Source organism: Streptomyces sp. NPDC051136, from assembly GCF_044455745.1.
Classification (GTDB): Bacteria; Actinomycetota; Actinomycetes; order Streptomycetales; family Streptomycetaceae; genus Streptomyces.
Genome location: NZ_JBITFE010000007.1, coordinates 224553 through 248879 on the forward strand (window position 1 = coordinate 224553; position 24327 = coordinate 248879).

20 protein-coding genes are annotated in these 24327 nt (G+C 73.4%); 13 read left to right on the plus strand and 7 right to left on the minus strand.

Features of this window, described 5'->3' with window-relative positions; genetic code table 11:
- Positions 1-31 precede the first annotated feature (31 nt).
- The 4 genes from ACIBCJ_RS21585 to ACIBCJ_RS21600 are packed head-to-tail and all read left to right on the plus strand — an operon-like array spanning position 32 to position 4122.
- The gene (locus ACIBCJ_RS21585) at positions 32-1180 is read left to right on the plus strand and encodes an acyl-CoA dehydrogenase family protein (protein WP_362502402.1); all 1149 of its coding nucleotides are present in this window, start codon (positions 32-34) and stop codon (positions 1178-1180) included.
- Positions 1181-1208: 28 nt separating this feature from the next.
- A complete protein-coding gene (locus tag ACIBCJ_RS21590) occupies positions 1209-2777 on the plus strand; it encodes a 4-coumarate--CoA ligase family protein (RefSeq protein ID WP_365980749.1) in 1569 nt (522 codons plus the stop codon).
- Positions 2774-3508: an enoyl-CoA hydratase family protein gene (locus ACIBCJ_RS21595; RefSeq protein ID WP_365980748.1), complete on the plus strand. Its 735-nt coding sequence runs from the start codon at positions 2774-2776 to the stop codon at positions 3506-3508. Before ACIBCJ_RS21590 ends, ACIBCJ_RS21595 begins: the two co-directional genes overlap by 4 nt.
- A complete protein-coding gene (locus ACIBCJ_RS21600) occupies positions 3496-4122 on the plus strand; it encodes a TetR/AcrR family transcriptional regulator (RefSeq protein ID WP_362502411.1) in 627 nt (208 codons plus the stop codon). The genes ACIBCJ_RS21595 and ACIBCJ_RS21600 overlap by 13 nt, the downstream gene beginning before the upstream one ends.
- A 61-nt stretch (positions 4123-4183) precedes the next feature.
- On the opposite strand, the gene pdxH is transcribed toward ACIBCJ_RS21600, so the two are convergent.
- Entirely contained in the window at positions 4184-4888 is a 705-nt protein-coding gene (gene pdxH / locus ACIBCJ_RS21605) for a pyridoxamine 5'-phosphate oxidase (RefSeq protein WP_365980747.1), read from the minus strand.
- A 239-nt stretch (positions 4889-5127) separates the two neighbouring features.
- Between pdxH and ACIBCJ_RS21610 the strand changes: the two genes are divergently transcribed.
- Entirely contained in the window at positions 5128-6228 is a 1101-nt protein-coding gene (locus tag ACIBCJ_RS21610; RefSeq protein WP_133888965.1) for a citrate synthase 2, read from the plus strand.
- A gap of 241 nt (positions 6229-6469) precedes the next feature.
- On the opposite strand, the gene iscB is transcribed toward ACIBCJ_RS21610, so the two are convergent.
- Entirely contained in the window at positions 6470-7885 is a 1416-nt protein-coding gene (iscB, locus tag ACIBCJ_RS21615) for an RNA-guided endonuclease IscB (protein ID WP_365980746.1), read from the minus strand.
- Positions 7886-8376: 491 nt separating this feature from the next.
- On the opposite strand from iscB, the gene ACIBCJ_RS21620 reads away from it, so the two are divergent.
- Positions 8377-9270: a GNAT family N-acetyltransferase gene (locus tag ACIBCJ_RS21620; RefSeq protein WP_365980745.1), complete on the plus strand. Its 894-nt coding sequence runs from the start codon at positions 8377-8379 to the stop codon at positions 9268-9270.
- A 145-nt stretch (positions 9271-9415) separates the two neighbouring features.
- Complete coding sequence (locus ACIBCJ_RS21625; RefSeq protein WP_362101476.1) at positions 9416-10819, plus strand: PAS domain-containing protein; 1404 nt, start codon at positions 9416-9418, stop codon at positions 10817-10819.
- A gap of 497 nt (positions 10820-11316) precedes the next feature.
- Here ACIBCJ_RS21625 and ACIBCJ_RS21630 read toward each other — a convergent pair whose 3' ends face one another.
- Positions 11317-12072 carry an SIS domain-containing protein gene (locus tag ACIBCJ_RS21630; protein ID WP_362101473.1) on the minus strand — a complete coding sequence of 252 codons (756 nt, stop codon included), beginning with the start codon at positions 12070-12072 and terminating at the stop codon, positions 11317-11319.
- Positions 12073-12293: 221 nt separating this feature from the next.
- Between ACIBCJ_RS21630 and ACIBCJ_RS21635 the strand changes: the two genes are divergently transcribed.
- Both ACIBCJ_RS21635 and ACIBCJ_RS21640 read left to right on the plus strand, forming a co-directional pair.
- Positions 12294-12986: a metal-dependent transcriptional regulator gene (locus ACIBCJ_RS21635; protein WP_362101471.1), complete on the plus strand. Its 693-nt coding sequence runs from the start codon at positions 12294-12296 to the stop codon at positions 12984-12986.
- Positions 12987-13492: 506 nt separating this feature from the next.
- Positions 13493-14383 carry an alpha/beta hydrolase gene (locus tag ACIBCJ_RS21640; RefSeq protein WP_362101468.1) on the plus strand — a complete coding sequence of 297 codons (891 nt, stop codon included), beginning with the start codon at positions 13493-13495 and terminating at the stop codon, positions 14381-14383.
- Between the two features lie 82 nt (positions 14384-14465).
- Here ACIBCJ_RS21640 and ACIBCJ_RS21645 read toward each other — a convergent pair whose 3' ends face one another.
- From ACIBCJ_RS21645 to ACIBCJ_RS21655, 3 genes are all read right to left on the minus strand, one after another.
- On the minus strand, positions 14466-16121 hold the full coding sequence (locus ACIBCJ_RS21645; protein WP_365980744.1) for a transporter: 1656 nt from the start codon (positions 16119-16121) through the stop codon (positions 14466-14468).
- Positions 16118-16909 carry an ABC transporter ATP-binding protein gene (locus ACIBCJ_RS21650; RefSeq protein WP_365980742.1) on the minus strand — a complete coding sequence of 264 codons (792 nt, stop codon included), beginning with the start codon at positions 16907-16909 and terminating at the stop codon, positions 16118-16120. Before ACIBCJ_RS21650 ends, ACIBCJ_RS21645 begins: the two co-directional genes overlap by 4 nt.
- A 139-nt stretch (positions 16910-17048) precedes the next feature.
- Positions 17049-17702 (minus strand): bifunctional DNA primase/polymerase, encoded by a 654-nt coding sequence (locus tag ACIBCJ_RS21655; RefSeq protein WP_362101460.1) that lies wholly within the window; start codon positions 17700-17702, stop codon positions 17049-17051.
- Positions 17703-18021: 319 nt separating this feature from the next.
- Between ACIBCJ_RS21655 and ACIBCJ_RS21660 the strand changes: the two genes are divergently transcribed.
- On the plus strand, positions 18022-19407 hold the full coding sequence (locus ACIBCJ_RS21660; RefSeq protein WP_133888974.1) for a transcriptional regulator: 1386 nt from the start codon (positions 18022-18024) through the stop codon (positions 19405-19407).
- 201 nt (positions 19408-19608) lie between these two features.
- Positions 19609-21345, plus strand: coding sequence for a hypothetical protein (locus ACIBCJ_RS21665; RefSeq protein WP_365980741.1), 1737 nt, complete (start codon positions 19609-19611; stop codon positions 21343-21345).
- A gap of 54 nt (positions 21346-21399) precedes the next feature.
- On the opposite strand, the gene ACIBCJ_RS21670 is transcribed toward ACIBCJ_RS21665, so the two are convergent.
- Complete coding sequence (locus ACIBCJ_RS21670; RefSeq protein WP_365980740.1) at positions 21400-22722, minus strand: ABC transporter substrate-binding protein; 1323 nt, start codon at positions 22720-22722, stop codon at positions 21400-21402.
- Positions 22723-22838: 116 nt separating this feature from the next.
- On the opposite strand from ACIBCJ_RS21670, the gene ACIBCJ_RS21675 reads away from it, so the two are divergent.
- Positions 22839-23339 carry a hypothetical protein gene (locus ACIBCJ_RS21675; protein ID WP_133888976.1) on the plus strand — a complete coding sequence of 167 codons (501 nt, stop codon included), beginning with the start codon at positions 22839-22841 and terminating at the stop codon, positions 23337-23339.
- Between the two features lie 47 nt (positions 23340-23386).
- Positions 23387-24280 carry a formyltetrahydrofolate deformylase gene (gene purU / locus ACIBCJ_RS21680; protein WP_362101448.1) on the plus strand — a complete coding sequence of 298 codons (894 nt, stop codon included), beginning with the start codon at positions 23387-23389 and terminating at the stop codon, positions 24278-24280.
- Positions 24281-24327: the final 47 nt, after the last annotated feature.

Consider the following 24327-nt stretch of genomic DNA (forward strand, 5'->3'; position numbering starts at 1 on the left):
ACGACGAAGCCCGCACCGAAGGAGCACGCAGATGTCCACCCTCGTCGAATCCGAAGAGCACAAGTCCCTCCGCGAGGCGGTATCGGCCTTCGCCAGGACCCAGCCCCACGTCCTCGACGCCGACGACGGCAAACGCCTCTGGCAAGCCGCCGCCAAGCTCGGCTACATAGGCGTCAACCTGCCGGAGGCATACGGCGGAGGCGGCGCCGGCATCACCGAACTCTCCCTCGTCCTCGAAGAGCTGGGCGCCGCGGGCAACCCCCTGCTCATGATGATCGTCTCCCCGGCGATCTGCGGCACCGTCATCGCCCGCTTCGGCACCGAGGAACAGAAGCGCGAGTGGCTCCCGCCGCTCGCCGACGGCACCCGCCTCATGGCCTTCGGCATCACCGAACCCGACGCCGGCTCCAACAGCCACCGCATCACCACCACCGCCCGCCGCGACGCGGCCACCGGGGACTGGATCCTCACCGGACGCAAGGTCTTCGTCTCCGGCGTCGACATCGCCGACGCCACCCTGATCGTCGGCCGCACCGAGGACGCTCGCACCGGCAGGCTCAAGCCCTGCCTGTTCATCGTCCCGCGCGACACCCCCGGCTTCGGGCGCCGCCCCATCGACATGGAACTGAACGCCGTGGAGCGGCAGTTCGAGCTGACCCTGGACGACGTACGGCTGCCCGCCGACGCCCTGGTCGGCGACGAGGACGCGGGGCTCCTCCAGCTCTTCGCCGGTCTCAACCCCGAGCGCGTGATGACGGCCGCGTTCGGCATCGGCATGGGCCGCCACGCCCTCGGCAAGGCCCTCGCCTACGCCCGTGAGCGCACCGTGTGGAAGACCCCCATCGGCGCCCACCAGGCCATCGCGCACCCCCTCGCCCAGGCCCACATCGACCTCGAACTGGCCCGCCTGATGATGCAGAAGGCCGCCCACCTGTACGACGCGGGCGACGACGTGGGCGCCGGCGAGGCCGCCAACATGGCGAAGTACGCGGCCGGGGAGGCCTGCGTGAAGGCCGTCGACCAGGCCGTGCACACCCTCGGCGGCAACGGCCTCACCCGCGAGTACGGTCTCGGCCGGCTGATCACGGCGTCGCGCGTCGCCCGGATCGCCCCGGTGAGCCGGGAGATGATCCTCAACTACGTCTCCCACCAGACCCTGGGCCTTCCCAAGTCGTACTAGGCCGTACACAGCCCGCGTTGGAGGAACCGTGTTCCGCAGCGAGTACGCAGACGTCCCGCCCGTCGACCTGCCCATCCACGACGCGGTGCTCGGCGGGGCCGCCGCCTTCGGCGCCACCCCGGCGCTGATCGACGGCACCGACGGCACCACCCTCACCTACGAGCAGGTGGACCGCTTCCACCGGCGCGTCGCCGCCGCCCTCGCCGCCTCCGGCGTGCGCAAGGGCGACGTCCTCGCCCTGCACAGCCCCAACACCGTCGCCTTCCCCCTGGCCTTCTACGCCGCCACCCGCGCGGGCGCCTCCGTCACCACCGTGCACCCGCTCGCCACCGCCGAGGAGTTCGCCAAACAGCTCAAGGACTGCGCCGCCCGCTGGATCGTCACCGTCTCACCGCTCCTCGCCACCGCCCGCCGGGCCGCCGAACTGGCAGGCGGCGTCCAGGAGATCCTGGTCTGCGACAGCGCGCCCGGCCACCGCTCCCTCGTCGACACGCTGGCCTCGACCGCACCCGAACCGTCCGTCGCCTTCGACCCCGCGGAGGACGTCGCCGCCCTGCCGTACTCCTCGGGCACCACCGGCACGCCCAAAGGCGTGATGCTCACCCACCGGCAGATCGCCACCAACCTCACCCAGCTCGAACCGCTGATGCCCGCCGCACCCGGCGACCGCGTCCTCGCCGTGCTGCCGTTCTTCCACATCTACGGCCTCACCGCCCTGATGAACGCCCCGCTGCGGCTCGGCGCCACCGTCGTCGTGCTGCCCCGCTTCGACCTGGAGCAGTTCCTCGCCGCCATCCAGAACCACCGCATCACCAGCCTCTACGTCGCCCCGCCGATCGTCCTGGCCCTCGCCAAGCACCCCCTGGTCACCGACTACGACCTGTCCTCGCTGAAGTACGTCGTCAGCGCCGCCGCCCCGCTGGACGCGCGCCTCGCCGCCGCCTGCTCCCAGCGGCTCGGCCTGCCGCCCGTCGGCCAGGCCTACGGCATGACGGAACTGTCCCCGGGCACCCACGTCGTCCCCCTCGACGCCATGGCCGCCGCGCCACCCGGCACCGTCGGCAAGCTCATCGCCGGCACCGAGATGCGGATCATCTCCCTCACCGAACCCGGCAAGGACCTCAGAACCGGCGAAGCCGGGGAGATCCTCATCCGCGGGCCGCAGGTCATGAAGGGCTACCTGGGCCGGCCCGACGCCACCGCCGCCATGATCGACGAGGAGGGCTGGCTGCACACCGGCGACGTCGGACACGTGGACGCCGACGGCTGGCTGTTCGTCGTCGACCGGGTCAAGGAACTGATCAAGTACAAGGGCTTCCAGGTGGCCCCCGCCGAACTGGAGGCCCTCCTGCTCACCCACCCCGGCGTCGCCGACGCGGCCGTCATCGGCGCCTACGACGACGACGGCAACGAAGTACCGCACGCCTTCGTCGTCCGTCGGCCGACCGCACCCCGGCTCGCCGAGGGCGAGATCATGATGTACGTCGCCGAACGCGTCGCCCCCTACAAACGCGTCCGCCGGGTCACCTTCGCCGACGCCGTCCCCCGGGCCGCCTCCGGCAAGATCCTCCGCCGGCAGCTGAGGGAGCAGCGATGACCCTGATCAACCGCACCGGCGCCAGGGGCGTCGAGACCCTCACCCTCGACGCGCCGCACAACCGCAACGCCCTGTCCGCGGCCCTCGTCGGCGACCTCGCCGACGCCCTCGCCGAGGCGGGCGGCGACCCCGGCGTCCGCGCCGTCGTCCTCACCCACACCGGCACCACCTTCAGCGCCGGCGCCGACCTGCGCGACCCGCCCGACCCCGACGCCCTGGTCGGCCTGTTCCGGCAGATCGCCGAAGTGCCGAAGCCGGTGATCGCCCGGGTCGCCGGACACGTCCGCGCGGGCGGCCTCGGCCTGGTCGCCGCCTGCGACATCGCGGCGGCCTCCACCGCGTCCACCTTCGCCTTCACCGAGGTCCGCATCGGCGTGGCACCCGCCGTGATCTCCCTGACCCTGCTGCCCCGCACCGACCCCCGCGCCCTCGCCCGCTACTACCTCACCGGCGAGCGCTTCGACGCCGCCGAGGCCGCCCGCATCGGCCTGGTCACGGCGGCGGGCGACGACGTGGACGCCGTACTCGAACCCGTCCTCGACGGTGTGCGCCGTGCCTCACCCCAGGGTCTGGCCGAGACGAAACGGCTGCTCACGGCTAGGGTGCTGGAAGCCTTCGACCGGGACGCGGCCGGCCTGACCGCGCTCTCGGCCCGGCTGTTCGCCTCTCCGCAGGCCCGCGAGGGGATGACGGCCTTCCTCGAACGACGGGATCCGCAATGGGTGGTGTGAGCGGCGCCGTGGGCGCGGCCGAGCGCGCGGAGCGCGTACCCAAGCAGGACCGCAGCCGGGCCACCCGGCAGCGGCTCCTGGAGGCCGCCGTGGCCTGCCTCGCCGCACGCGGCTGGGCCGGGTCCACGGTCTCCGTCGTCGCCGAGCACGCCGGTGTCTCCCGCGGCGCCGCCCAGCACCACTTCCCGACCCGGGAGGACCTCTTCACGGCGGCCGTGGAGTACGTCGCCGAGGAACGCTCCACCGCGCTGCGCGCCCTCTTCCCCGACGGTGCCACCGCCGGTGACCGGCGCGCCGTGGTCGCCGCCCTCGTCGACCTCTACACCGGCCCCCTCTTCCGCGCCGCCCTGCACCTGTGGGTCGCCGCCTCCAACGAGGAGCAGCTGCGCGGCCGGGTCACCGAACTGGAGGCCCGCGTCGGCCGCGAGAGCCACCGCGTCGCCGTCGACCTCCTGGCCGCCGACGAGACCCGCCCCGGCGCCCGCGAAACCGTCCAGGGCCTCCTGGACATGGCCCGCGGCCTGGGCCTGGCCAACCTCCTCACCGACGACGCGGCCCGACGGGAGAGAGTGGTCGAGCAGTGGACGCGCCTGCTGGAGCAGGCGCTGGACTGAGCCGGACGGTCACCGCACGGCGTACGTCCGGGGCAGGCTCCGGGCGAGGCGCCGAGACCCGTCACGGACTCAGCCGCTCCACCCGCCAGCCCCCGCCGCCCTCCGCCACGTACCGCAGCCGGTCGTGCAGCCGGTTCTCCCGGCCCTGCCAGAACTCCACCGCCCCCGGCACCACCCGGAACCCGCCCCAGTGCGGCGGCACCGGCACCTGCTCGCCCTCCGGATAGCGCGCGGCCAGCTCCGCGTACGCCGAGTCCAGGGCGTCGCGGCCCGGCACCACCGAGGACTGGACGCTCGCCCAGGCACCCAGCTGCGAGCCGTGCGGCCGGGTCCGGAAGTAGGCGGCGGTCTCGTCCCGCCCGGTGCGGCGCGCCACACCCGTGACCACGACCTGCCGGGCCATGGGGTGCCAGGGGAACAGCAGCGAGACGTACGGGTTCGCCTCCAGCTCGCGCGCCTTGCGGGAGTCGTAGTTGGTGTAGAAGACGAACCCCTGCTCGTCGAAGTGCTTCAGCAGCACCGTGCGCGAGCTGGGCCGCCCCTCGGCGTCCGCGGTGGACACCACCATGGCGTTCGGCTCGAACAGCCCGCCGTCCGTCGCCGCCTGCTTGAACCAGCGCGCGAACTGCTCGACGGGCGTCGCCGCCAGCTCGGGCTCGGCCAGCCCCTCGGCCCGGTACTGCTTGCGCATCGAGGCGAGGTCGAAGGGGACGTCGGCGCCGGCGGGGCGGGTGGAATCGGCTTCGCGATCGGTCACGCCGCCCATCCTGCCGCATCCCCCCGTCCCCCGGACCCGGCTGGCACCGAGTGCCGCACCCACTCCCCAAGCGCGGCACGCGGGGATATCGTGCTTGCTCCCGCTCCGGCCGGATGACCGACGGCCGCACGGGGCATCACAGGGGTGACCGGCAGGACCGCGAGTCGAACAGGACCGTGGATCCATGGGGGCGCCGCACCGTCTCCCGCCCAGGTCGCCGTACACCACTGATCACGAGGAGCCGCCTGATGTCCGACTTCGTACCCGGGCTAGAGGGAGTCGTCGCCTTCGAGACGGAGATCGCCGAACCCGACAAGGAGGGCGGCGCCCTGCGCTACCGCGGCGTCGACATCGAGGACCTCGTCGGGCACGTCTCCTTCGGCAACGTGTGGGGCCTGCTCGTCGACGGAGCCTTCAACCCCGGCCTGCCGCCCGCCGAGCCCTTCCCCATCCCCGTGCACTCCGGCGACATCAGGGTCGACGTCCAGTCCGCCCTCGCCATGCTCGCGCCCGCCTGGGGCCTCAAGCCCCTCCTGGACATCGACGCCGGGCAGGCCCGCGACGACCTCGCCCGCGCCGCCGTCATGGCCCTGTCCTACGTCGCCCAGTCGGCGCGCGGCCAGGGCCTGCCCATGGTCCCGCAGCGCGAGATCGACAAGGCCGAGTCGGTCGTCGAACGCTTCATGATCCGCTGGCGCGGCGAACCCGACCCCAAGCACGTCGCCGCCGTCGACGCCTACTGGACCTCCGCCGCCGAGCACGGCATGAACGCCTCCACCTTCACCGCCCGCGTCATCGCCTCCACCGGCGCGGACGTGGCCGCCGCCCTCTCCGGGGCCGTCGGCGCCATGTCGGGGCCGCTGCACGGCGGCGCCCCCTCGCGCGTCCTGCACATGATCGAGGAGATCGAGCGCACCGGCGACGCCGAGGCCTACGTCAAGAAGACCCTCGACGCCGGCGAACGCCTCATGGGCTTCGGCCACCGCGTCTACCGCGCCGAGGACCCCCGCGCCCGCGTCCTGCGCCGCACCGCCCGCGAGCTGGGCGCCCCGCGCTACGAGGTCGCCGAGGCCCTGGAGAAGGCCGCCCTCGCCGAGCTCCACGCCCGCCGCCCCGACCGCGTGCTGGCCACCAACGTCGAGTTCTGGGCCGCGATCATGCTGGACTTCGCGGAGGTCCCGGCGCCCATGTTCACCTCGATGTTCACCTGCGCCCGCACCGCCGGCTGGTCCGCCCACATCCTGGAGCAGAAGCGCACCGGCCGCCTGGTCCGCCCGTCCGCCCGCTACGTCGGCCCGGGCACCCGCGACCCGCGCGAGATCGAGGGCTACGACGACATCGCGGGCTGACCGCCCCGGTCCCGGAACGCAGGCGACCCGCGAGTCTGGTTCCTCCGTGGAGGAGCCGGCCGGACGTACCGGCGACTCGCGGGTCGGGTGACTGCATTGGGATTGGGCCGGCTGCACGCGTCTTTCACGCGCTGGTCCGGCGCCGCACTCCGTGTGGTGCCGGGCCGCTAGCCCGCAGCCACCTCACGCGTCCGGTTGTCATACATTCGCCGGATCACCTCCCTTCGGTGTGAGGCCCACACTAGGAATGAGTCGCGCCTCCATCAACCTCTTTTTGAGAGGGATTCGACTCGGCTCGTGCGCCGTACTCGTACCCGTCGCCCCGCTGCAACGGTCGCAGACGCTCGTGGAACACGTCGATCCGGCCTCCCGGCGTGGTGACGCTGTGCTGGCCCCTGGCACGGACCGATACTCGGCCGGTCCAAGTGCCCACCCACATGCCCGAGGTCACGACGGCACGCACGAGATCCCCGGTCACGTATCCGAAGTGCTGTTTGGTGCGGGATCGGTGCAACCGCGGAAATCCATAGCGGTCTGGCGTGGTGCGTGCGTACGATCCCCGCCCAGTGGCTTTGGCGACGAGGACCTGTTCGGCGACACGTACGATCCGGCTCCCGGAATCGTGATCAAGGTACCCGACCGACAGGGCGTCCATGGTGTGCGTCTTGTAGAGGCCGGAGAGGTCCCGCGCCTTCTTGGTGAGCCGACCGGACCAGCCATGTACCGGTCTGCCGAGAACGCTCAGCGCTTCGGTGAGCCGAGGCGAGACGGCATTCATGACTGCGGCGTCGTCGAGCGGCGAGAGGACCTGCTGGAGGACCGTGGCGAGTCGCTCGGGCCGGTGTGCCAGAAAGTCCTCGACAGTTCGGCTTCCCTTGGCCTGGTTGCACGGCACACAGGCCAGAACCAGGTTCGAGATGCGGTTTGAGCCGCCTCGGCTGCGGGGTCTGACGTGCTCCACATTGAGACGGACCCCGGCGACCCCGCAATAGGCACAGGTACTGTCCCACCTGGCCCGCAGACGCGTACGGGTATGCCCGCCCGAGTGACCTCGCCTGCGCATGTTGAAGGCGGCGCTTTCCACGTGAATCTCGGTGACGGGGGCGTAGCGGGTCAGACGGTTGGCCAGCGAGGTGGTGGTGTCGACTCGGTGACGCACGGAAGGTGGCAGCCACCCGATGGGCCGGGTGCGGTTCCATGAGCGTGGTGCTCGGTAGCGGCGGTTGGCCGAGCGCCGCCGACGTCGATATCCGGCGCGCTGTTGCATGCACGCGCGAATCTGGTCACCGCGATGCTGGAGCTCGACCGAGAACAGACCACGGCGGACCGTGATCACGGCATTGTGTGTGCCGGATTCCTTCTTTTCGTCGGTGAGGACGAGGCCCGTGCCGTGGGAGCCGGGGTCGATGCGCAGCTGTACGCCGTCAACGCATGACTTCGTGCGGGTCCGGTCCTTCAGCCGGATGGCAAAGGGCACGCGGCGGACAACCACCGCCCTGCCGCGTGCCAGCAGCTTCCGGGCACGAGCGGGGTGGCAGGGCATGAGTGGCTGCCCGTCCCTGGACAGTACGAAGACCCTGGCCGCGCCGATGCCCCCTTCGTAGACCGGTTCGACTGTGGGAACGTCACCGCTCCCCTTCTCTGCCGCCTGCGCCACCGGGGCAGCGCTCTTGGCGTGACGCCGACGAGCTTCGGTGCCTCGCTCGCCGGTCTCCCCTCGCCCATGTCTCCTACCGGCGTCCCGCGTTGCGGCGGGGTCTCCGTGAGCCGTTTCGTCCCTGCTCCCCGGGGTGTCTGCTCCCACGGATTCCAGAGCAGGCTGCTGAGGAAGCACAGCCTGGTGGGTCTGCTCGCCTGTAGGCAACGTAGTCATCGGGGCACCTCCCTGGTCCACCGGACCTTGATGACTGGGGCTGGTCACTCGACGACCTCACGGTGGGGAGCGAGTGACCTCCCTTCTTCGGCTCCTTCGACGCTAGGGGGCCGCGGGCGACCGATGCGGGCGCGCTCCGGAGAATCGCCCGGATGTGCGAAATTCGGGCTTGCCCGCGACGCGCGGTCGAAGCATCTGCTATGCGTCAACCGGCGCGTGATCTTGGCGTATCAGCTGATTGATCACTTCCCGGCTGGTCACCTACCGTTCGGCCCATGACGAAGCGACAGGGGGAGCCTTCGGTGCGGCGAGCGATCGGCAGCGGTTCGACGTTCGAGGAACGGATCGGGTACGCCCGGGCCGTCGTCGACGGGGACCGGGTGCACGTGTCGGGGACGACCGGCTTCGACTACGCGTCGATGACGATCCCCGAGGGCGTGGTGGAACAGGCCGAGCAGTGCCTGCGGAACATCGGGGCCGCGCTGGCCGCGGCGGGGTGCACCTTCGAGGACGTCGTCCGGGTGCGGTACCTGCTGCCCGCCCGGGAGGACTTCGAGCCGTGCTGGCCCGTGCTGCGGGAGGCGTTCGGGCGGGTGCGGCCGGCCGCGACGATGATGGTGTGCGGGCTCGCGGACGAACGCATGCGCATCGAGATCGAGGTGGACGCGCGGCGGGGCCCGGTCGCCGCCGGAGCGGGCTCGGGGCTGCGGATCGAGCCGGTGGACGGGGACGCCATGGTGGAGGAGTGGCGGCACGTGCACAACGTGATCGTGCCGCCGGCCGCCATGACCCCGGACGAGGCGCGGGAACGCGCCGGGCGCAACCGGCTGGCCAACGCCTACCTCGGGGACGTCCTCGTCGGCTGCTCCACCGTGCGGCCGCCCGGGGGCGGGGAGCGGGTGGCGACCGTGATCGCCCGGGTGCTGCCGGCGTACCGGGGACGCGGGATCGGCACGGCGCTCCACGAGGAGGGCCTGGCGCACGCGCGCGTGCTGGGCGCCTCGGTGGTGGAGACCGTGGTGCTGGCGGCCAACGCCGACGGACTGCGGTTCGCCGGGGCGCGGGGGTACGTGGAGACGGAGCGGTACGTGCTCGACGGCGAGCGCGACGAGTGGGTCGACCTGAGGCTCGCCGACGCCCCGGACGGCTCCCACGGGGCGCCCTCATGACGGGGGCTTATGCCGAGTTTCCGCAGTACAACGATTTCCGCGAAGTTGTGGGAACCCGGTGTGTGCTGCATCACGTTCGAGTTGAATGAAGGCCAGCGAGTGAACCGACGTACGGTACGGCGGACGCAGCCTGCAGGGGGTCCAGGTGAGTGCTTCCCGGCGTAGTGGGACCACCGACGAGCTGGGGCCGGACGAGCCGGAGCAGCCCGAGCGGGACGGCGCGGACCTGTTGGCCGCGCTCCTCGACGGCATGGACGCGGCCTTGTGCGCCTTCGACGCGGACGGGGTGGTGACCCATTGGAACCGCGAGGCGGAGCGGATCCTCGGCTGGAGCGCGGCCGAGGCCGTGGGACGGCAGGGCTTCGCGGGCTGGGCCGTGCGCAGCGCGGACGCCGGTGAGGTCGAGGACCGGCTGCTGTCCGCCATGCGGGCGCCCGGGCGCCAGGTGCACGAGTTCGCCCTGCTGACCAAGGACGGCGGCCGGGTGCTGGTGCGGACGCAGTCCGCGGCGGTGCGGGGCGCCGACGGGAGGCCCGCGGGCGTGTACTGCGCGTTCAGCGAGGTGCACGCGCAGATCGACCTGGAGCGGTCCATCGCGCTGAGCGAGGCCCTGCTCGAGGACGCGAGCTGGGGTGTCGTCCTGGTCGACGCGGACCTGCGGCCCGCCGTGGTCAACGCGCACGCGGCGCGTGCCCTGGGTGCCGGGCGCACGTCGGTGCTCGGGCGGCCGCTCGGCGACTTGCTCGCCCAGGGCGTCGAGGAGCTGGAGAACGCGCTGACGCACGTCCTGGCGGAGGGCGCGCCGCCCGCGCCGGCCGAGGTGTGGGTGAGCCTGCGCACGCCGGAGGGTGAGCGGCGCCGGTGCTGGCGCAGCGGGTTCGTGCGGCTGGCCTCGCCGCTCGCCGAGGAGCCGGTGCCCCTGGGCGTCGGCTGGCTGTTCCAGGACGTCACGGAGTCCAGGCAGGCCGAGCAGGAGGCGTCGCTGCTGCGGTTCCGGGCCAACCAGCTGCACCGGGCGGCGCGTGCCGCGGCCGAGTGCGAGGACCCGGCGGAGGCAGCCGTCGTCCACCTGGACTTCGCGCTGGCCGGGTTCGCCGACCACGCCCTGATCGACCGGGTCGTGGGCGGGGCGGTGCCGGACACCGACGCGGCCGAGCCGGTGCGGCTGGTGCGGGTCGCGGCCACGCCGTCCGGCGCGCCGGGGCCGAGCGTGCCGTCCGGGACCTCCGGGCTGCCGGTGCGCTACGGCGAGGGGCACCCCGCCGTGCAGTGCGTCGAGCGGGCGGGCTCGGTGCGGGCCAGTGCGGGTGTGCGGACGGTGCCCGAGGAGCAGGTGCGGCGGTGGGCCACGGCCCGGCAGTGGCCGGCGGACACCGTGCACGGCTTGTGCGCGGTGCTGCGCAGCCGCGGCCGGACCCTCGGCGTCGTCACGTTCCTGCGGGGCGCGGGCCGCAGCGCGTTCGAGCGGCAGGACGTGATGTACGCCGAGGACGTGGCGGTACGGATCGCGATGGCGCTGGACCTGGCCGGCGCGGCGGAGCAGCGGTAGCGCCGGTCCGGCGGATCACACCGCGGGTAAGCCGCGGCGCCTCGTCGGCACCGGCGACGCCGGTCGCGGTGGGTGCGCGGGACGGCGGAGGAGGCGTGGGCGCGGGGCGCCGGCGGGCGAGGCGGCGTGGCGAGCGGGCGCGCCCCGCGCTGCGCCTGCGGCATGCTCCAGCGGCCCCAGCGAGCGCCGGTGGTCTGCGTGGCCGCGGCGCGCGCCCCGACGGCGGCCGGCGGGTCTCCGGCCGAGCGGTTCACGGCCCGAGCGGCCCCGGCGGCGGTCGCGGAGCCCGGCGGTCTGCGGAAGCCTGGCGGTCGGCGGGCCCCGAGCGCGCGCTCAGCTGGTAGAAGCTGCGGTCCCGGTACCGGCGCCCCGGCGGCGGGGCGCGCTCACGGCCCGAGCGGCTCACGGCCCGAGCGGCCCCGGCGGTCGCGGAGCCCGGCGGTCTGCGGGAGCCTGGCGGTCAGCGGGCCCCGGTGGTCGGCGGGCCCGGCCCGCTTTCAGCGACGGTAGAAGATGCGGTCCCGGTACTGCTCCAGGACGCGGCCGTTCCACTCGTGGCCGCCGTCCACGTTGCCCGAGCGCAGCAGCGGGGGTTCGACGCCGCGGTCGGCGAGGGTGGCGGCCGCCGTGGCCGTCATCGCCTGCATGAGGGCGCTGGTGACGACCGTGGAGGCCGGCGCGAAGGGCGCCGGGACGGTGTCGAGGCTCAGCTCCGCGTCACCGACGGCGATCTTCGAGTCCAGCACGAGGTCGCAGTGGTCCTTGAGGAACGTGCCGGAGGAGTGCCGCGAGGTCGTCTCGGAGGCGTACGCCACCGAGGTCACGCCGATGACCCGGACGCCGAGGGCCCGGGCGTTCATGGCCATCTCCACGGGCAGGGCGTTGCGCCCGGACAGCGAGATGATCACGAGGGCGTCGCCCTCGCGCAGCGGGGAGGAGTCCAGCACGGCGCTCGCGAGGCCGTCGACGCGCTCCAGGGCGGAGCCGAGCGTGGCCGGCATCACGTCGACGCCGACGACGCCGGGCACGGTGAGCAGGTTCATCAGGGCGAGCCCGCCGGCCCGGTACACCACGTCCTGGGCGGCGAGCGAGGAGTGCCCGGCGCCGAAGGCGAAGAGCCGGCCGCCGCTCTGCACGGTGTCGGCGAGCAGCGTGCCGGCCGCCTCGATGCCGTCCGCCTCCTCGTCGCGCACGCGGCGCAGGAGATCGATCGCCGCGTCGAGGAACTGGCCGGCCGGCTTGCGGTCGCTCATGCGGGGCCCCTTCGGTGTGGCTGTGTCGCGGATCACGGTGCGGTCTGGACCAGTGCGGTGTCAATACGGCGTCGACGCGGCGGGGCCGGTGCGAGCGGGCGTGTCGGGGCACCGCTTCCGACGGCGGGGCACGGTTGTCGGTGGTATGCGTCAGAATTGGTGCAGGGCCAGCGCACGCGCCGGTGGGCCGTAGCCTCCGGCAATCTCATCGAGGGGCACGAATGTCCGGACTGATCGACACCACGGAGATGTACCTCCGCACCATCCTCGAGCTGGAGGAGGAAGGTGTGGTCCCGATGCGTGCGCGGATCGCCGAGCGGCTCGACCAGAGCGGTCCGACGGTCAGCCAGACGGTGGCGCGCATGGAGCGCGACGGCCTGGTGGCCGTGGCGGCCGACCGGCATCTGGAGCTGACCGAGGAGGGCAGGCGGCTGGCGACGCGCGTGATGCGCAAGCACCGGCTCGCGGAGTGCCTGCTCGTCGACGTGATCGGCCTGGAGTGGGAGCAGGTGCACGCCGAGGCGTGTCGCTGGGAGCACGTGATGAGCGAGGCCGTCGAGCGCCGCGTCCTGGAGCTGCTGCGGCACCCGACCGAGTCGCCGTACGGGAACCCGATCCCGGGCCTGGAGGAGCTGGGCGAGAAGGACGGCGCCGATCCGTTCCTGGACGAGAGCATGGTGTCCCTCGCCGACCTCGACCCGGGGCTCGAAGGCAAGACGGTCGTCGTGCGCCGCATCGGCGAGCCGATCCAGACGGACGCGCAGCTGATGTACACGCTGCGCCGGGCCGGGGTGCAGCCGGGCTCGGTGGTGAGCGTGACCGAGTCGGCCGGCGGCGTGCTGGTGGGCAGTGGCGGCGAGGCCGCCGAGCTGGAGGCGGAGACCGCTTCCCACGTGTTCGTCGCCAAGCGCTAACCGGACCCGGCAGGGCCCGGTGACCGGGTCCCGTCGATTCGGCGGCCCGGTGCCGCCGAACGGCAGCGGCCGGACGCTTCGCGTGCCAGGCTGTGCCGTGGGGCGGTGGACGCGAGAGGCGAGACGCGAGGGACTCCGGCCGCGGCTGACAGCGATGTCGCCGGGGGCCGGAGAGGGGGAGGGAACATGACGGAGAGACGGAGAGGGCCCCGGCGCCGAGTGGCGCCGGGGCCTGTCCTCCCCTGTGCTGACCTGGAGCCCCGAGCTCTCAAGGTCAATCCCCTCGGACCGTTTTCCCCGAGCGGTCCGCCTCCCGTTGAAGATCTCCCCCGGGTGGCTGCGATCAATCCCTGAGGGGTGTCACTCGAACGAGGGGTGTTGTCCTCCGGGACGGCTCTTTCGAATGGGTATTCGATACTCTGCACGGCAGGCAGGACACGGTTCACAGGACCGGCCGGCCCGCGAGGGCGGGCGGGTCCGAGCGGAGCTTGGGGGTGCCAGGACCTATGGCGCGGCGCATCGATGTGACCGGCGCGGGCGGCGTGCGCCTCGCCGCCTGGGAGTTCGGGGACCCTCCCAAGACCGACCGGACGCAGGGCGCCACCGCTCCCGCGTCCGGCGCCCAGGACCTGCCCGGCGTGCTGTTATTGCACGGCCTTATGGGCCGTGCCTCGCACTGGGCCCCCACCGCCCGCTGGCTCTCCGCCCGGCACCGGGCCGTCGCCCTGGACCAGCGCGGCCACGGCCGCAGCGACAAGCCCCCGCGCGGCTCCTACACCCGCGAGGCCTACGTCGGGGACGTCGAGGCCGCCCTGGAGCAGCTCGGTCTCGGTCCGGCCGTCCTCATCGGCCACGCCATGGGCGCGCTGACCGCCTGGCAGCTCGCCGCCAAGCGCCCCGACCTGGTCCGCGGTCTGATCATCTGCGACATGCGCGCCTCCGCCCTCGGCGCCGCGTCCCAGCACACCTGGACCGAGTGGTTCCGTGCCTGGCCGGTCCCCTTCGCCACGCTCGCCGACGTCCGCAAGTGGTTCGGCGAGGACGACCCCTGGGTGGAGCGCCCCAACCCGGCCCGCGGCGAGTTTTACGCGGAGGTGATGGCGGAGTCCCCGGACGGCTGGCGTCCCGTCTTCGAGCCGGAGCAGATGCTGCGCTCCCGGGAGACCTGGGTGTACGACGCCCACTGGGAGGAGCTGACCCAGGTGCGCTGCCCCGCCCTGGTCGTGCGTGGTCTCGACGGCGAGCTGGGCCGCGCCGAGGCCCAGGAGATGGTCCGCGTCCTGCCGAAGGGCCAGTACGCGGAGGTGGCCGACGCCGGCCACCTCGTCCACTACGACCAGCCGGAGGCCTGGCGGGCGGCCATCGAGCCCTTCCTGGACAGCCTCAGGGACACCTGAGGCCCCCGGACGGCCGGGGCACCCGAGCGCCCCGGACGGCCCAGGTCGCCCACCCGCTCGCGGTCACCGCCGGACGGGACTCTCACCCCCTGCTGACCGCCGTGAGGATCTCCGGCAGCCGCCGGGCCGTGCGCGGCGCGGCCAGCCGCAGGCCGAGCAGCGTCAGCGCCGCGCCGTACACGGCGCCGACCGGCAGCAGCAGCCGGGCCCACCCGTCCGCGCCGCCGACGTGCAGCCAGACCGTCAGCGCGATCACGGGCGCGCACAGCAGGGCCGCGCCCGCCATGCCGCCGAAGATCGAGATCCAGGCGAGCCCGACCTGTCCCGGGGCGACGTTCTTGTACCCCTCCTGCGGGATGGAGTACGGGAAGCGCGCCGAGGTCCACGCGCCGGTCGCCAGCATCGCGCCGAGCAGCGCGAAGGACAGGCCGAGCGCCTCGGGCAGGGTCCGCCAGTCGCCGAGCATCGCGGTGGTCAGGACCGTCACCAGGGTCGCGTACGGCAGGGTGATCAGCAGCAGCGCCAGCGCGCGGGCCCGCAGCTCGACGTAGGCGTCCCGGGTCGACGAGATGGTCATGGCGACCATCCAGAACGCGGACGTGTCCTGCCCGAACTGGTTGTACATCTGGATGCCGAGCATCCCGGCGGCGAAGCAGGCGAAGTAGACCGAGCCGGTGCCCTGCCAGGCGTTGAACACCGGCACGATCAGGCCGATGGCCAGCGAGGTCACCCACGCCGCCTTGGTCTTCGGGTCGCGCCACACGTAGCGCAGGGTGCGTTCCATGGTGGTGCCGGTGCGGCCCGCCGGCAGCCACCGGGCGGCGCCCGCCGAGCCGCGCTCGCGCGCCGCCCCGGTGTCGCCCTGGACCGTGGAGCCGTCGGGCGCCGTCATCAGCCGCGTCAGATGCCGCGCCCACACCCGCAGCAGCAGCACCAGCGCCGCCGCGGTCAGCGCCAGCTGGGCGACCGCGACGCCGTACGACCCGTCGCTCGCCGCGTCCATCGCGCCGACCGCCGACGCGGGCGGCACCCACCGCAGCACGTCGGCCACCGGGTCGAGCTCTCCGAGCCCCGACGAGCCCAGCCGCTGCGCGCCGAAGTTCACGAGCTGCGCGCCGATCGCGACGACCAGCCCGCTGAGCACCGCGAGATCGCGTCCCCTGCGGCTGGTCAGCAGCCGTACGTTGGCCGCGGCGACGGCCCGCGCGAGGGTCACGCACACCAGCAGCGCCAGGACCGCGCCGACGACACCGACGACGTACGCCGGCCCGCCGTGCGCGACCGCGACCACGGAACCGGCGAACAGGCACAGCGTGAACAGCGGGCCGATGCCCACCAGCGAGGACGTGAGCAGGGCCCGCACCAGGGGGCCGGGCCGCAGCGGCAGCATCACCAGCCGGGTGGGGTCGAGCGTCTCGTCGCCGCCCGGGAAGAACAGCGGCATCACCGCCCAGCCCACCGCGAGCACCGCGGCGAGCAGCACGACCAGCGCGTCCACGTGCGCGTACCCGCGCAGCGCGATCAGGCCGATCAGCTGGAGCGCGGCGAAGAGCAGCACGAGGACGGCCGAGGCGATCCAGGCGGCCCGTCGACCGCCGGACTGCCGCAGCCCGTTGCGCAGGAGCGACAGCTTCAGCCGCACGAAGACCGAGGTGAGCGAGGGGACGGAGCCGCGCGGGGAACCCGGCGGGGACGACGCCGGCGGAACCGATGCGTCCGGCGAGGTCGGCGCGCTCATCGGGACCCGCCGCCCAGCCAGTCCAGGTCCGAACCGGCGTCCCGGCCCTGTGCGCCGACGAGTTCGAGGAACGCCTCCTGCAACGACGCCGCCCCGCCGCGCACCTCGGCGAGGGTGCCGGTGGCGCGGATGCGGCCGGCGGCCATGACGGCCACCCAGTCGCACAGGGACTCCACCAGCTCCATGACGTGGGAGGAGAAGACGACGGTGGCGCCGGAGGCGGTGTAGCGCTCCAGGACGCCCCGGATGGTCTGGGCGGAGACCGGGTCGACGCCCTCGAACGGCTCGTCCAGGAACAGCACTTCCGGGTTGTGCAGCAGCGCGGCCGCCAGCCCGATCTTCTTCCGCATGCCGGTCGAGTAGTCGACGACCAGCTTGTGCTGGGCACCCGCGAGGTCGAGCACGTCGAGGAGCTGCGTGGCCCGCTTGTCGACCTCGTCGCCGGGCAGCCCGCGCAACCGGCCCGTGTAGCCGAGCAGTTCCCGGCCGGAGAGCCGCTCGAACAGCCGCAGCCCTTCGGGCAGCACGCCGATCCTGGCCTTCACCTCCACCGGATCGCGCCACACGTCGTGCCCGACGACCTCGACCGTCCCCTGGTCCGGCCGCAGCAGTCCGGTGACCATGGAGAGCGTGGTGGTCTTCCCGGCCCCGTTCGGCCCGACCAGCCCGATGAACTTGCCCGCCGGCAGCTCCAGATCGATCCCGCCCACGGCCACCTGCTGCCCGAACCGCTTCCAGAGCCCCTGAACCCGCACGGCGCTGTTGCTCACCACGTCTCCCTCCGTCAACTGCGCACCCTACGGGGGAGGAGCGCCGGCAAGGGGCGCGGGACCGTGTCGACATGCGGCTCCGCCGCGTGAGCGCGATCAACCACGGACGACCGGCAGCCGCCAGGACACAGCCACCCGGCAGATGAAGGGGCGCCCCCTAACGATCCCGACCGCACGCATACGCCAACGCCGAGATCAACTCCTCGACGTCCGGCAGCCACCGGTTCGCGGGCGTCGGCCGGCAGGCCCACTGCACCGCCCCCCACGTCCCCATCCGCGTCGGCGGCGCCGCCACGTACGCCCCCTCGCCCAGCACGCCCAGATCGAGAACCCGCGGCGACCACCCCGACCGCCGCACCAGATCGGGCACCTTCGCCCCGGCCCCCGGAAGGACGAAGAACCGCATCCGCCGGTCCGGCGCCAGCGTCACCGGGCCCAGGTTCAGCTCCATCCGCTGCATCCGGGCCAGCGCCAGGAACCCGGCGGTCTCGGGCACGTCGACCGCGTCGAAGGTCCGCCCCGTGGGCAGCAGGATCGACGCCGTCTGCTGCTTCTGCCACATCCGCCGGGCGACGGTCGCGCTGCCGGTCGCCTGCGCCGCCCAGTCCTCGCGCGCCGGGTGCGCCCCCGGGGCGGCGCACGCCGCGTCCCCGCAGGAGCAGCACTGCCCTCCGCCGGCGGGCACCAGCCAGGTGCCGGGAAACACGTCCCAGTGGCGCTCCTCGGCGTAGCGAACGGCGGTCTCCAGCAGCGACGTGCCGCGCTGCTGCGGGATCTGGGCGGCTTCGGTGCCGGGGATGGTCTCTTCCACGAGAACCTCAACTCCCGCGCCCACCGGGGGTTACGGGGGCCCTGCGCGCGGGGGAGGGGCATCGTCGCCGCGGTCGGGGCGCACGGGTGCACATCCGGGGGCGCGCGGGAGGATTCACCGCGGGAGCTGGGTAGCCACGGGTGGGGCCGACGGGCCGACGTGTGCCGGCGCCCCGGAAGTTCACGCAATCCTCGCAAGCTCCGCAAGTCTCGCATTGTCGGCACATCGACGGGGCATTGATCTTCAGGGCCGGATCCGTCTCGTCCGACGGTCCGCCGGGACAGATCGAGACCGCATGAGACCGCATGGGGGTTACGCCATGGCCGCAAGGCCTCTCGTCGCGCGGCAGCCGAACGAACGACTGCAGGCGCTCATTCAGGAAGCGGGCTGCTCGAACGCGGGCCTCGCCCGCCGGGTCAACGTGTGCGGGGTCGAGCACGGTCTCGACCTGCGGTACGACAAGACCTCCGTGGCCCGCTGGCTGCGCGGACAGCAACCGCGGGGCCGGGCCCCGGCGATCATCGCCGAGGCGCTCGGACGCAAGCTCGGCCGCACGGTCACGATCGACGAGATCGGCATGGCCAACGGCAAGAACCTCGCCTCCGGCGTCGGCCTCCAGTTCTCGCCGACGGTACTGGGGGCCATCGAGCAGGTCTGCGAGCTGTGGCGCAGCGACGTGGGCCGCCGGGACTTCCTGTCCGGCTCCTCGGTCGCCGCCTCGGCGCTGGTGGAACCCAGCCGGGACTGGCTGATCTCCGCCCCCGACTCGCAGGTGTCGCGTTCGGCGGGGCCGCGGGTGGGCCCGTCCGACGTGGCGGCGGTGCGGGCGATGACGCAGGCGCTGGTGGACCTGGACCACCAGTACGGCAGCGGGCACGTGCGCCCGGTCCTCGTGCACTACCTGAACAGCGTCGTCTCCGGGCTGCTGGCCGGTTCCTACCGGGAGGCGGTCGGACGCGAGTTGTTCGCCACGGTCGCCCGCCTGACCGAGCTGGCCGGGTACATGGCCGTCGACACCGGCCAACCGGGTCTCGCCCAGCGGTACTACATCCAGTCGTTGCGGCTCGCGCAGGCAGCCGGGGACCGCGGCTACGGCGGATACGTGCTGGCCGCGTCCATGAGCCACCTCGCCGCACAGCTCGGGAACCCGCGCGAGATCGCCCAGTTGGCCCGGGCGGCGCAGGAGGGCGCACGCGGGCGGGTGACGCCGCGCGCGGAGTCGATGTTCCACGCGGCCGAGGCCCGCGGCCACGCGCTCCTGGGCGACGTCCGGGCGGCCCACGAGGCGGCCGGACGGGCGGTCGGCGCGATGGAGTCGGCCGACGCGGCCGCCGGGGACGACCCGGTGTGGATCGCGCACTTCGACGAGGCGTACCTCGCCGACGAGTTGGCGCACTGCCACCGTGACCTCGGGCAGGCCGACGCGGCGGCGCGCTACGCCCGCCAGTCCCTGGACGGGCACCCCGAGTCGCGGGCCCGCAGGCGGGCCATCGGCCATGTGCTGTTGGCCACGGCGCAGGTGCAGCAGCGCGAGATCGAACAGGCCTGCCACACGGCGACGAAGGCGGTGGAACTGCTGGAGACGCTGCGCTCCAACCGGGGCGCCGAGTACCTGGACGACTTCCAGGCCCGGCTCGAGCCGTACCGGGAAGAAGCCGTGGTCAGAGAGTTCGGCGCGCGGCTCGACCTACAGGCCGCCGCGTGAGGGGACGGGGCGCGGATGAGTGAACTGGCGTGAGAATCCGCCGCGGTGAGCGCGAAGGGACATCAACAGCGTGCCGCGGCCGGGTTTTGTTACCGCCGTCACAGGGAAGGAGTTGACGCCCCGGGCGGCGTGGCAGCGGGCTCGGGGGACCCGGTAGCGTGAGCCGACGATTCCGAAGGTCCCCCATTCGTAGGAGTCCCGGTGACGCAGAGTGGACAGGGCGAGGAGCCCTCGGCGCGGCAAGCGCGCGAAGGCATCGTGCTGCCCTCGGACGGCGGCGAGCCCTTGCTGCCCGGCCGGACCGGCACGCCCGTCGGCCCGCAGGCCGGTGGCCCGCCCGCGTCGGCGCCGCCCGGCGGCCAGGCATGGGACCGGCCCTGGGGGCCCGAGCAGCAGCAGAGCCCGCCGCCGGACCAGGGCTGGCCCACCCCGCCCGGAGCCCAGCCGTGGGGTGCACCGGAGTCCCCCCAGCCGTCCGCGCCGTCGCCCGACCCGTCCTACGCGCCGCACGCCTGGCCGCCCGCGCAGGGCGGCCCGGCCCAGGCGCCCGGCGCCCTGCCGCCGCAGTCAGGCCCCGGTCCGCTCCCGCCGGAGGGCGCGCAGCCCCCGGCGTACGGAGCGGCGGCTGGCGACCCGTATCCGGGCGGTCAGCCGTCGTACGGTCAGCACCAACAGCAGCAGTACCAGCAGCACCAGCAGTACGAACAGCACCAGCAGCACCAGCCGGACCAGCAACACCACCAGCACCAGCAGCAGTACGGCGGGGCGGTCGCGCCGCTGCCGTCCGCGCCCCTGCCGCCCGCCGACGAGGGTGCCACGCAGTACATGCCGCCGGTCGTGCCGTCCGCCGACGAGGGCGCCACCCAGTACATACCGCACATACCGCCCGCGGGACCGGGTGCGCTGCCGCCGGAGAGACCCGCGCAGCCGCACGCCGCCGAGTCGACGCAGTACCTCGGCCAGGCCCCGCAGTACCCCGCGCAGCCCGCGGCCGGGCACCAGCCCCCCGCGTCCCACCCCGACGCGGAGGCCACGCAGTACATCGCGCCGGTGCCCGGTGGCCCCGCCCCGTTCGGTGCCGGCCCCGGTGCCGACGAGGGGCGTCAGCCGCCCGCCGAGTTCGACAACCTCTTCCGCGGCGCGCCCGGCGCCGACGGCCCGGCCTCGGCCACCCAGCAGATGCCCCGCTTCGACGCGCCCCAGGCGCAGTACTCCGGCGACCGGCCCGGATACGCCCCGCAGGGCCCGCGCGGCGGTGACGGCAGGCGGCGCGGGACCGGCGGCGACGACGGCGGCCGGGGCGGACGCTCCGGTTCGCGGCTGCCGCTGATCGCGGCCGTCGGTGTGGGCATCGCGGTCGTCGGGATCGGCGCCGGCGCGATGATGGCGAGCGGAGGGGGAGACGAGGACAAGGGCGGCAACCAGACGGTGTCCGCCACCGCCCCCGCCTCCGAGTCCGAGGCCGCCTCGGCCTCGCCGTCCGTCGACCCGGTCCGGCAGCAGGCCGTCGAGCTGGACAAGCTGCTCGCCGACAGCGGCGACAGCCGCACCACGGTGATCAACGCCGTGAGCGACGTGCGGACCTGCGACAACCTGTCGCAGGCGGCCAAGGACCTGCGCGACGCCGCCAAGCAGCGCAGCGGGCTGGTCGACAGCCTCGGCAAGCTCTCCGTGGACAAGCTGCCCCGGCACACCGAGCTGACCGCCGCGCTCACCAAGGCGTGGCAGGCCTCGGCGTCGGCCGACAACCACTACGCGGCCTGGGCCGACCGTACGGCCGGCAAGAAGGGCTGCAAGAAGGGCAAGGCCACCACGCAGCCCTCGCTGGCCAACCGGGAGAGCGGCACGGCCAGCAAGGAGAAGGCCGAGGCGGCGAAGCTGTGGAACGCCATCGCCAAGCAGTACGGCCTCACCGAGCGGCAGCCCACCCAGCTGTGAGCCACCGGGCCGCCCCGGCCGGGCTGCCCTCGTGGCGGGCTGCCGGGGCTCCCCCTAGACCACGTTCGCGCTCTGCAGCGTGCGGGTGGTGTCGACGGCGCCCTCGCGGGCCGAGGTCAGGTGGCCGTCCCGCACGACCTGGAGGGTGACCTCGGCGTTGACCAGGCGCGGGAAGCCGACCGAGGCCAGCTTGTCGGCGAAGGTCCACCGCAGGGCGGGCGTCAGCCCGCCCGTGCCGACCTCCAGGCCGTCGTCGAGGGCCCGTCGGACGGTGTCGGCGCTCACCTCGCCGTCGCCGAGCGAGTCGACGACCTCCTTGAACACGGTGTACGCGATCCAGGTCGTCTGCACCCCGGCGTCCGCCGCGTCGACGGCGTTGTCGCCGAACGCCTGCTCCTTGATCAGCTCCTTCATCCCGGCCCAGGCCGGGTCGTCCGCCGGCGGGTACCAGCCGGTGACGTACGCCCCTTCGTAGGGCCCGGACGCCCCGCCGCTCGCGTTGACCGTCGTCTGGTCGACGCTGCCGAGCACGGTCGCGGTCCGCACGCCGGGGTGGTCCTCGCGGGCCCGCCGGAAGGAGTCCATGAAGGTGCCGGTGCGGTCCCCGAGGACGGGCACCACACACCCCGGCGTCCCCCCGCCGGTCCGCTCCTCCCGGGCCAGCGCCTGCGCGGACTGGTCGTCGTAGGCGGTGGCGTCCTCCGCCGCCCGCTGGTCGTGCGACCGCTCGTGCCCGCCCGAGACCAGCCCCGAGTCCAGCAGCGCGGGCAGCTGGTCGCCCGCGATGGTGTCGGGGCGGACCAGCGTGACCGGCCCGCAGGACCCGGCGAGGGTGCTGCCGAGCCCCGCGAGCAGGGCCGGCTGGCCCCCGTTGACCGGGTACGACAGCGGGCTGGTGAACTCCGCGTTGGTCAGCCCGTATCCCCCGATGTACGGGATGCGGGCGCCCTCCAGCACGGGGAAGAACGAGTCGGCGTACTGGCTGTAGGAGCCCACCACGGCGACCGCCTTCTCCTTGACGGCACGGCGGGCGCATTTCGCCGCGGCCACGCTGTCGTTGTGGTCGTTGCAGGTCAGGACGTTGAGCTTGCGGCCGCCGAGGCCGCCCTGGGCGTTGACCCAGCGGGCGTAGGCCTGGGCGAGCGCGGGCATGCCCGGCTTGTTGGTCGCGCCGGTGTCCTGCGGCGCCCAGGTCATGACGGTGATCGGGCCGTCGCCCCCGGAGCCCCCCGTGGCACCGGGGACGACCCCGCAGCCGGCGGCGAGCGCCGCGCACGCCGCCAGCGCACCTGCGGACAGCGCGCCGGTGCGGATGGCCCGGGAACGGCCGCGGGGGCCGCCGGGGAGGGTGCTGCGGGTGGGTCGCCTGCCGGTCATGTCCCCGCACGATTCCTTCACCCGGCCAACCCGGGAGTGACCGGCGGTCAACGCGTGGTGACGCGGAGGTGAATTGCGGGGGCCGGCGGTGCGCGGGGAGGGGGAACGTAGGATCGATGACCGTGCAAGGTTCGGAGAAGTCTTCCCGTCGCGGCCGTCGCTCCACCACCATGGGCGGCATGCCTCTCAACGACATGCCGTGGTGGCGCTGGCGCAGTCAGGTGCGCTCCGCGCTGCACATGCTCTCCGCCCCCGCCTTCCAGCGGGACGTCTGGCTGGCCGGCGTCGACGGCTACGGGGACGTCACCGACGCCGTGTACCGGCTGGTGGAGGACACCTGGCTCGACCACTGGTCGGCGGAGAAGTACGTGGGCACGGTCTTCCGCGACTCGCAGGAGGCGGCGCTCGTCGACACGGCCGTGCTGCGGGTCCTGCGGATCATGCACCAGGTCGGACCGGACGCGCCGGTGACCGCGTACCTGGAGCACACGGACTGGCCGGAAGCGGTGCGGGCGGCCCGCGACGCGCACGTACGGCTGGCCACCAGCGACGGCGAGGACCCGGAGGCCGAGCCGCGCACGCTCGAGGTGCTGCAGATCCTCACCCGGTCCGCCTGACGGGACGGCACGCGGGCCGCGGGACCGGATATGGGACCCTGTGCTGCATGAACGCGCAGTCCTCCGCCGCCGTCCCCTCGGCCGACGCCCCGGCCGACCAGTACGTCCTCACCCTGTCCTGCCCCGACAAGCAGGGCATCGTGCACGCCGTCTCGAGCTACCTGTTCATGACCGGCTGCAACATCGAGGACAGTCAGCAGTTCGGGGACCACGACACGGGTCTGTTCTTCATGCGGGTCCACTTCTCGGCCGGTGAGCCGGTGACCGTGGACAAGCTGCGCGCCAGCTTCACCGCGATCGGGGACGCCTTCCACATGGACTGGCAGATCAACCGGGCCGACGCGAAGATGCGCATCGTGCTCATGGTGAGCAGGTTCGGTCACTGCCTGAACGACCTGCTCTTCCGCGCGCGGATCGGCGCGCTGCCCGTGGAGATCGCGGCCGTGGTGTCCAACCACACCGACTTCGCGGAGCTGGTGGGGTCCTACGGCATCCCGTTCCACCACATCCCCGTGACGAAGGACACCAAGCCGGAGGCCGAGGCCCGGGTCCTGGAGATCGTGCGCGAGGAGAACGTCGAACTCGTCGTGCTGGCCCGCTACATGCAGGTCCTGTCGGACGACCTCTGCAAGCGGCTCAGCGGCCGCATCATCAACATCCACCACTCCTTCCTGCCGAGCTTCAAGGGCGCGAAGCCGTACCACCAGGCGCACACCCGGGGCGTGAAGCTGATCGGCGCGACCGCGCACTACGTGACGGCCGACCTCGACGAGGGGCCGATCATCGAGCAGGAGGTCGAGCGGGTCGGCCACGACGTCACCCCGGACCAGCTGGTGGCGATCGGCCGGGACGTGGAGTGCCAGGCGCTGGCGCGCGCCGTGAAGTGGCACGCGGAGCGGCGGATCCTGCTGAACGGCCGCCGCACGGTCGTCTTCGCGTAGCACCGCACGGTCGTCCTCGTCCGGAGCCGTACGGTCGTCCTCGTCCG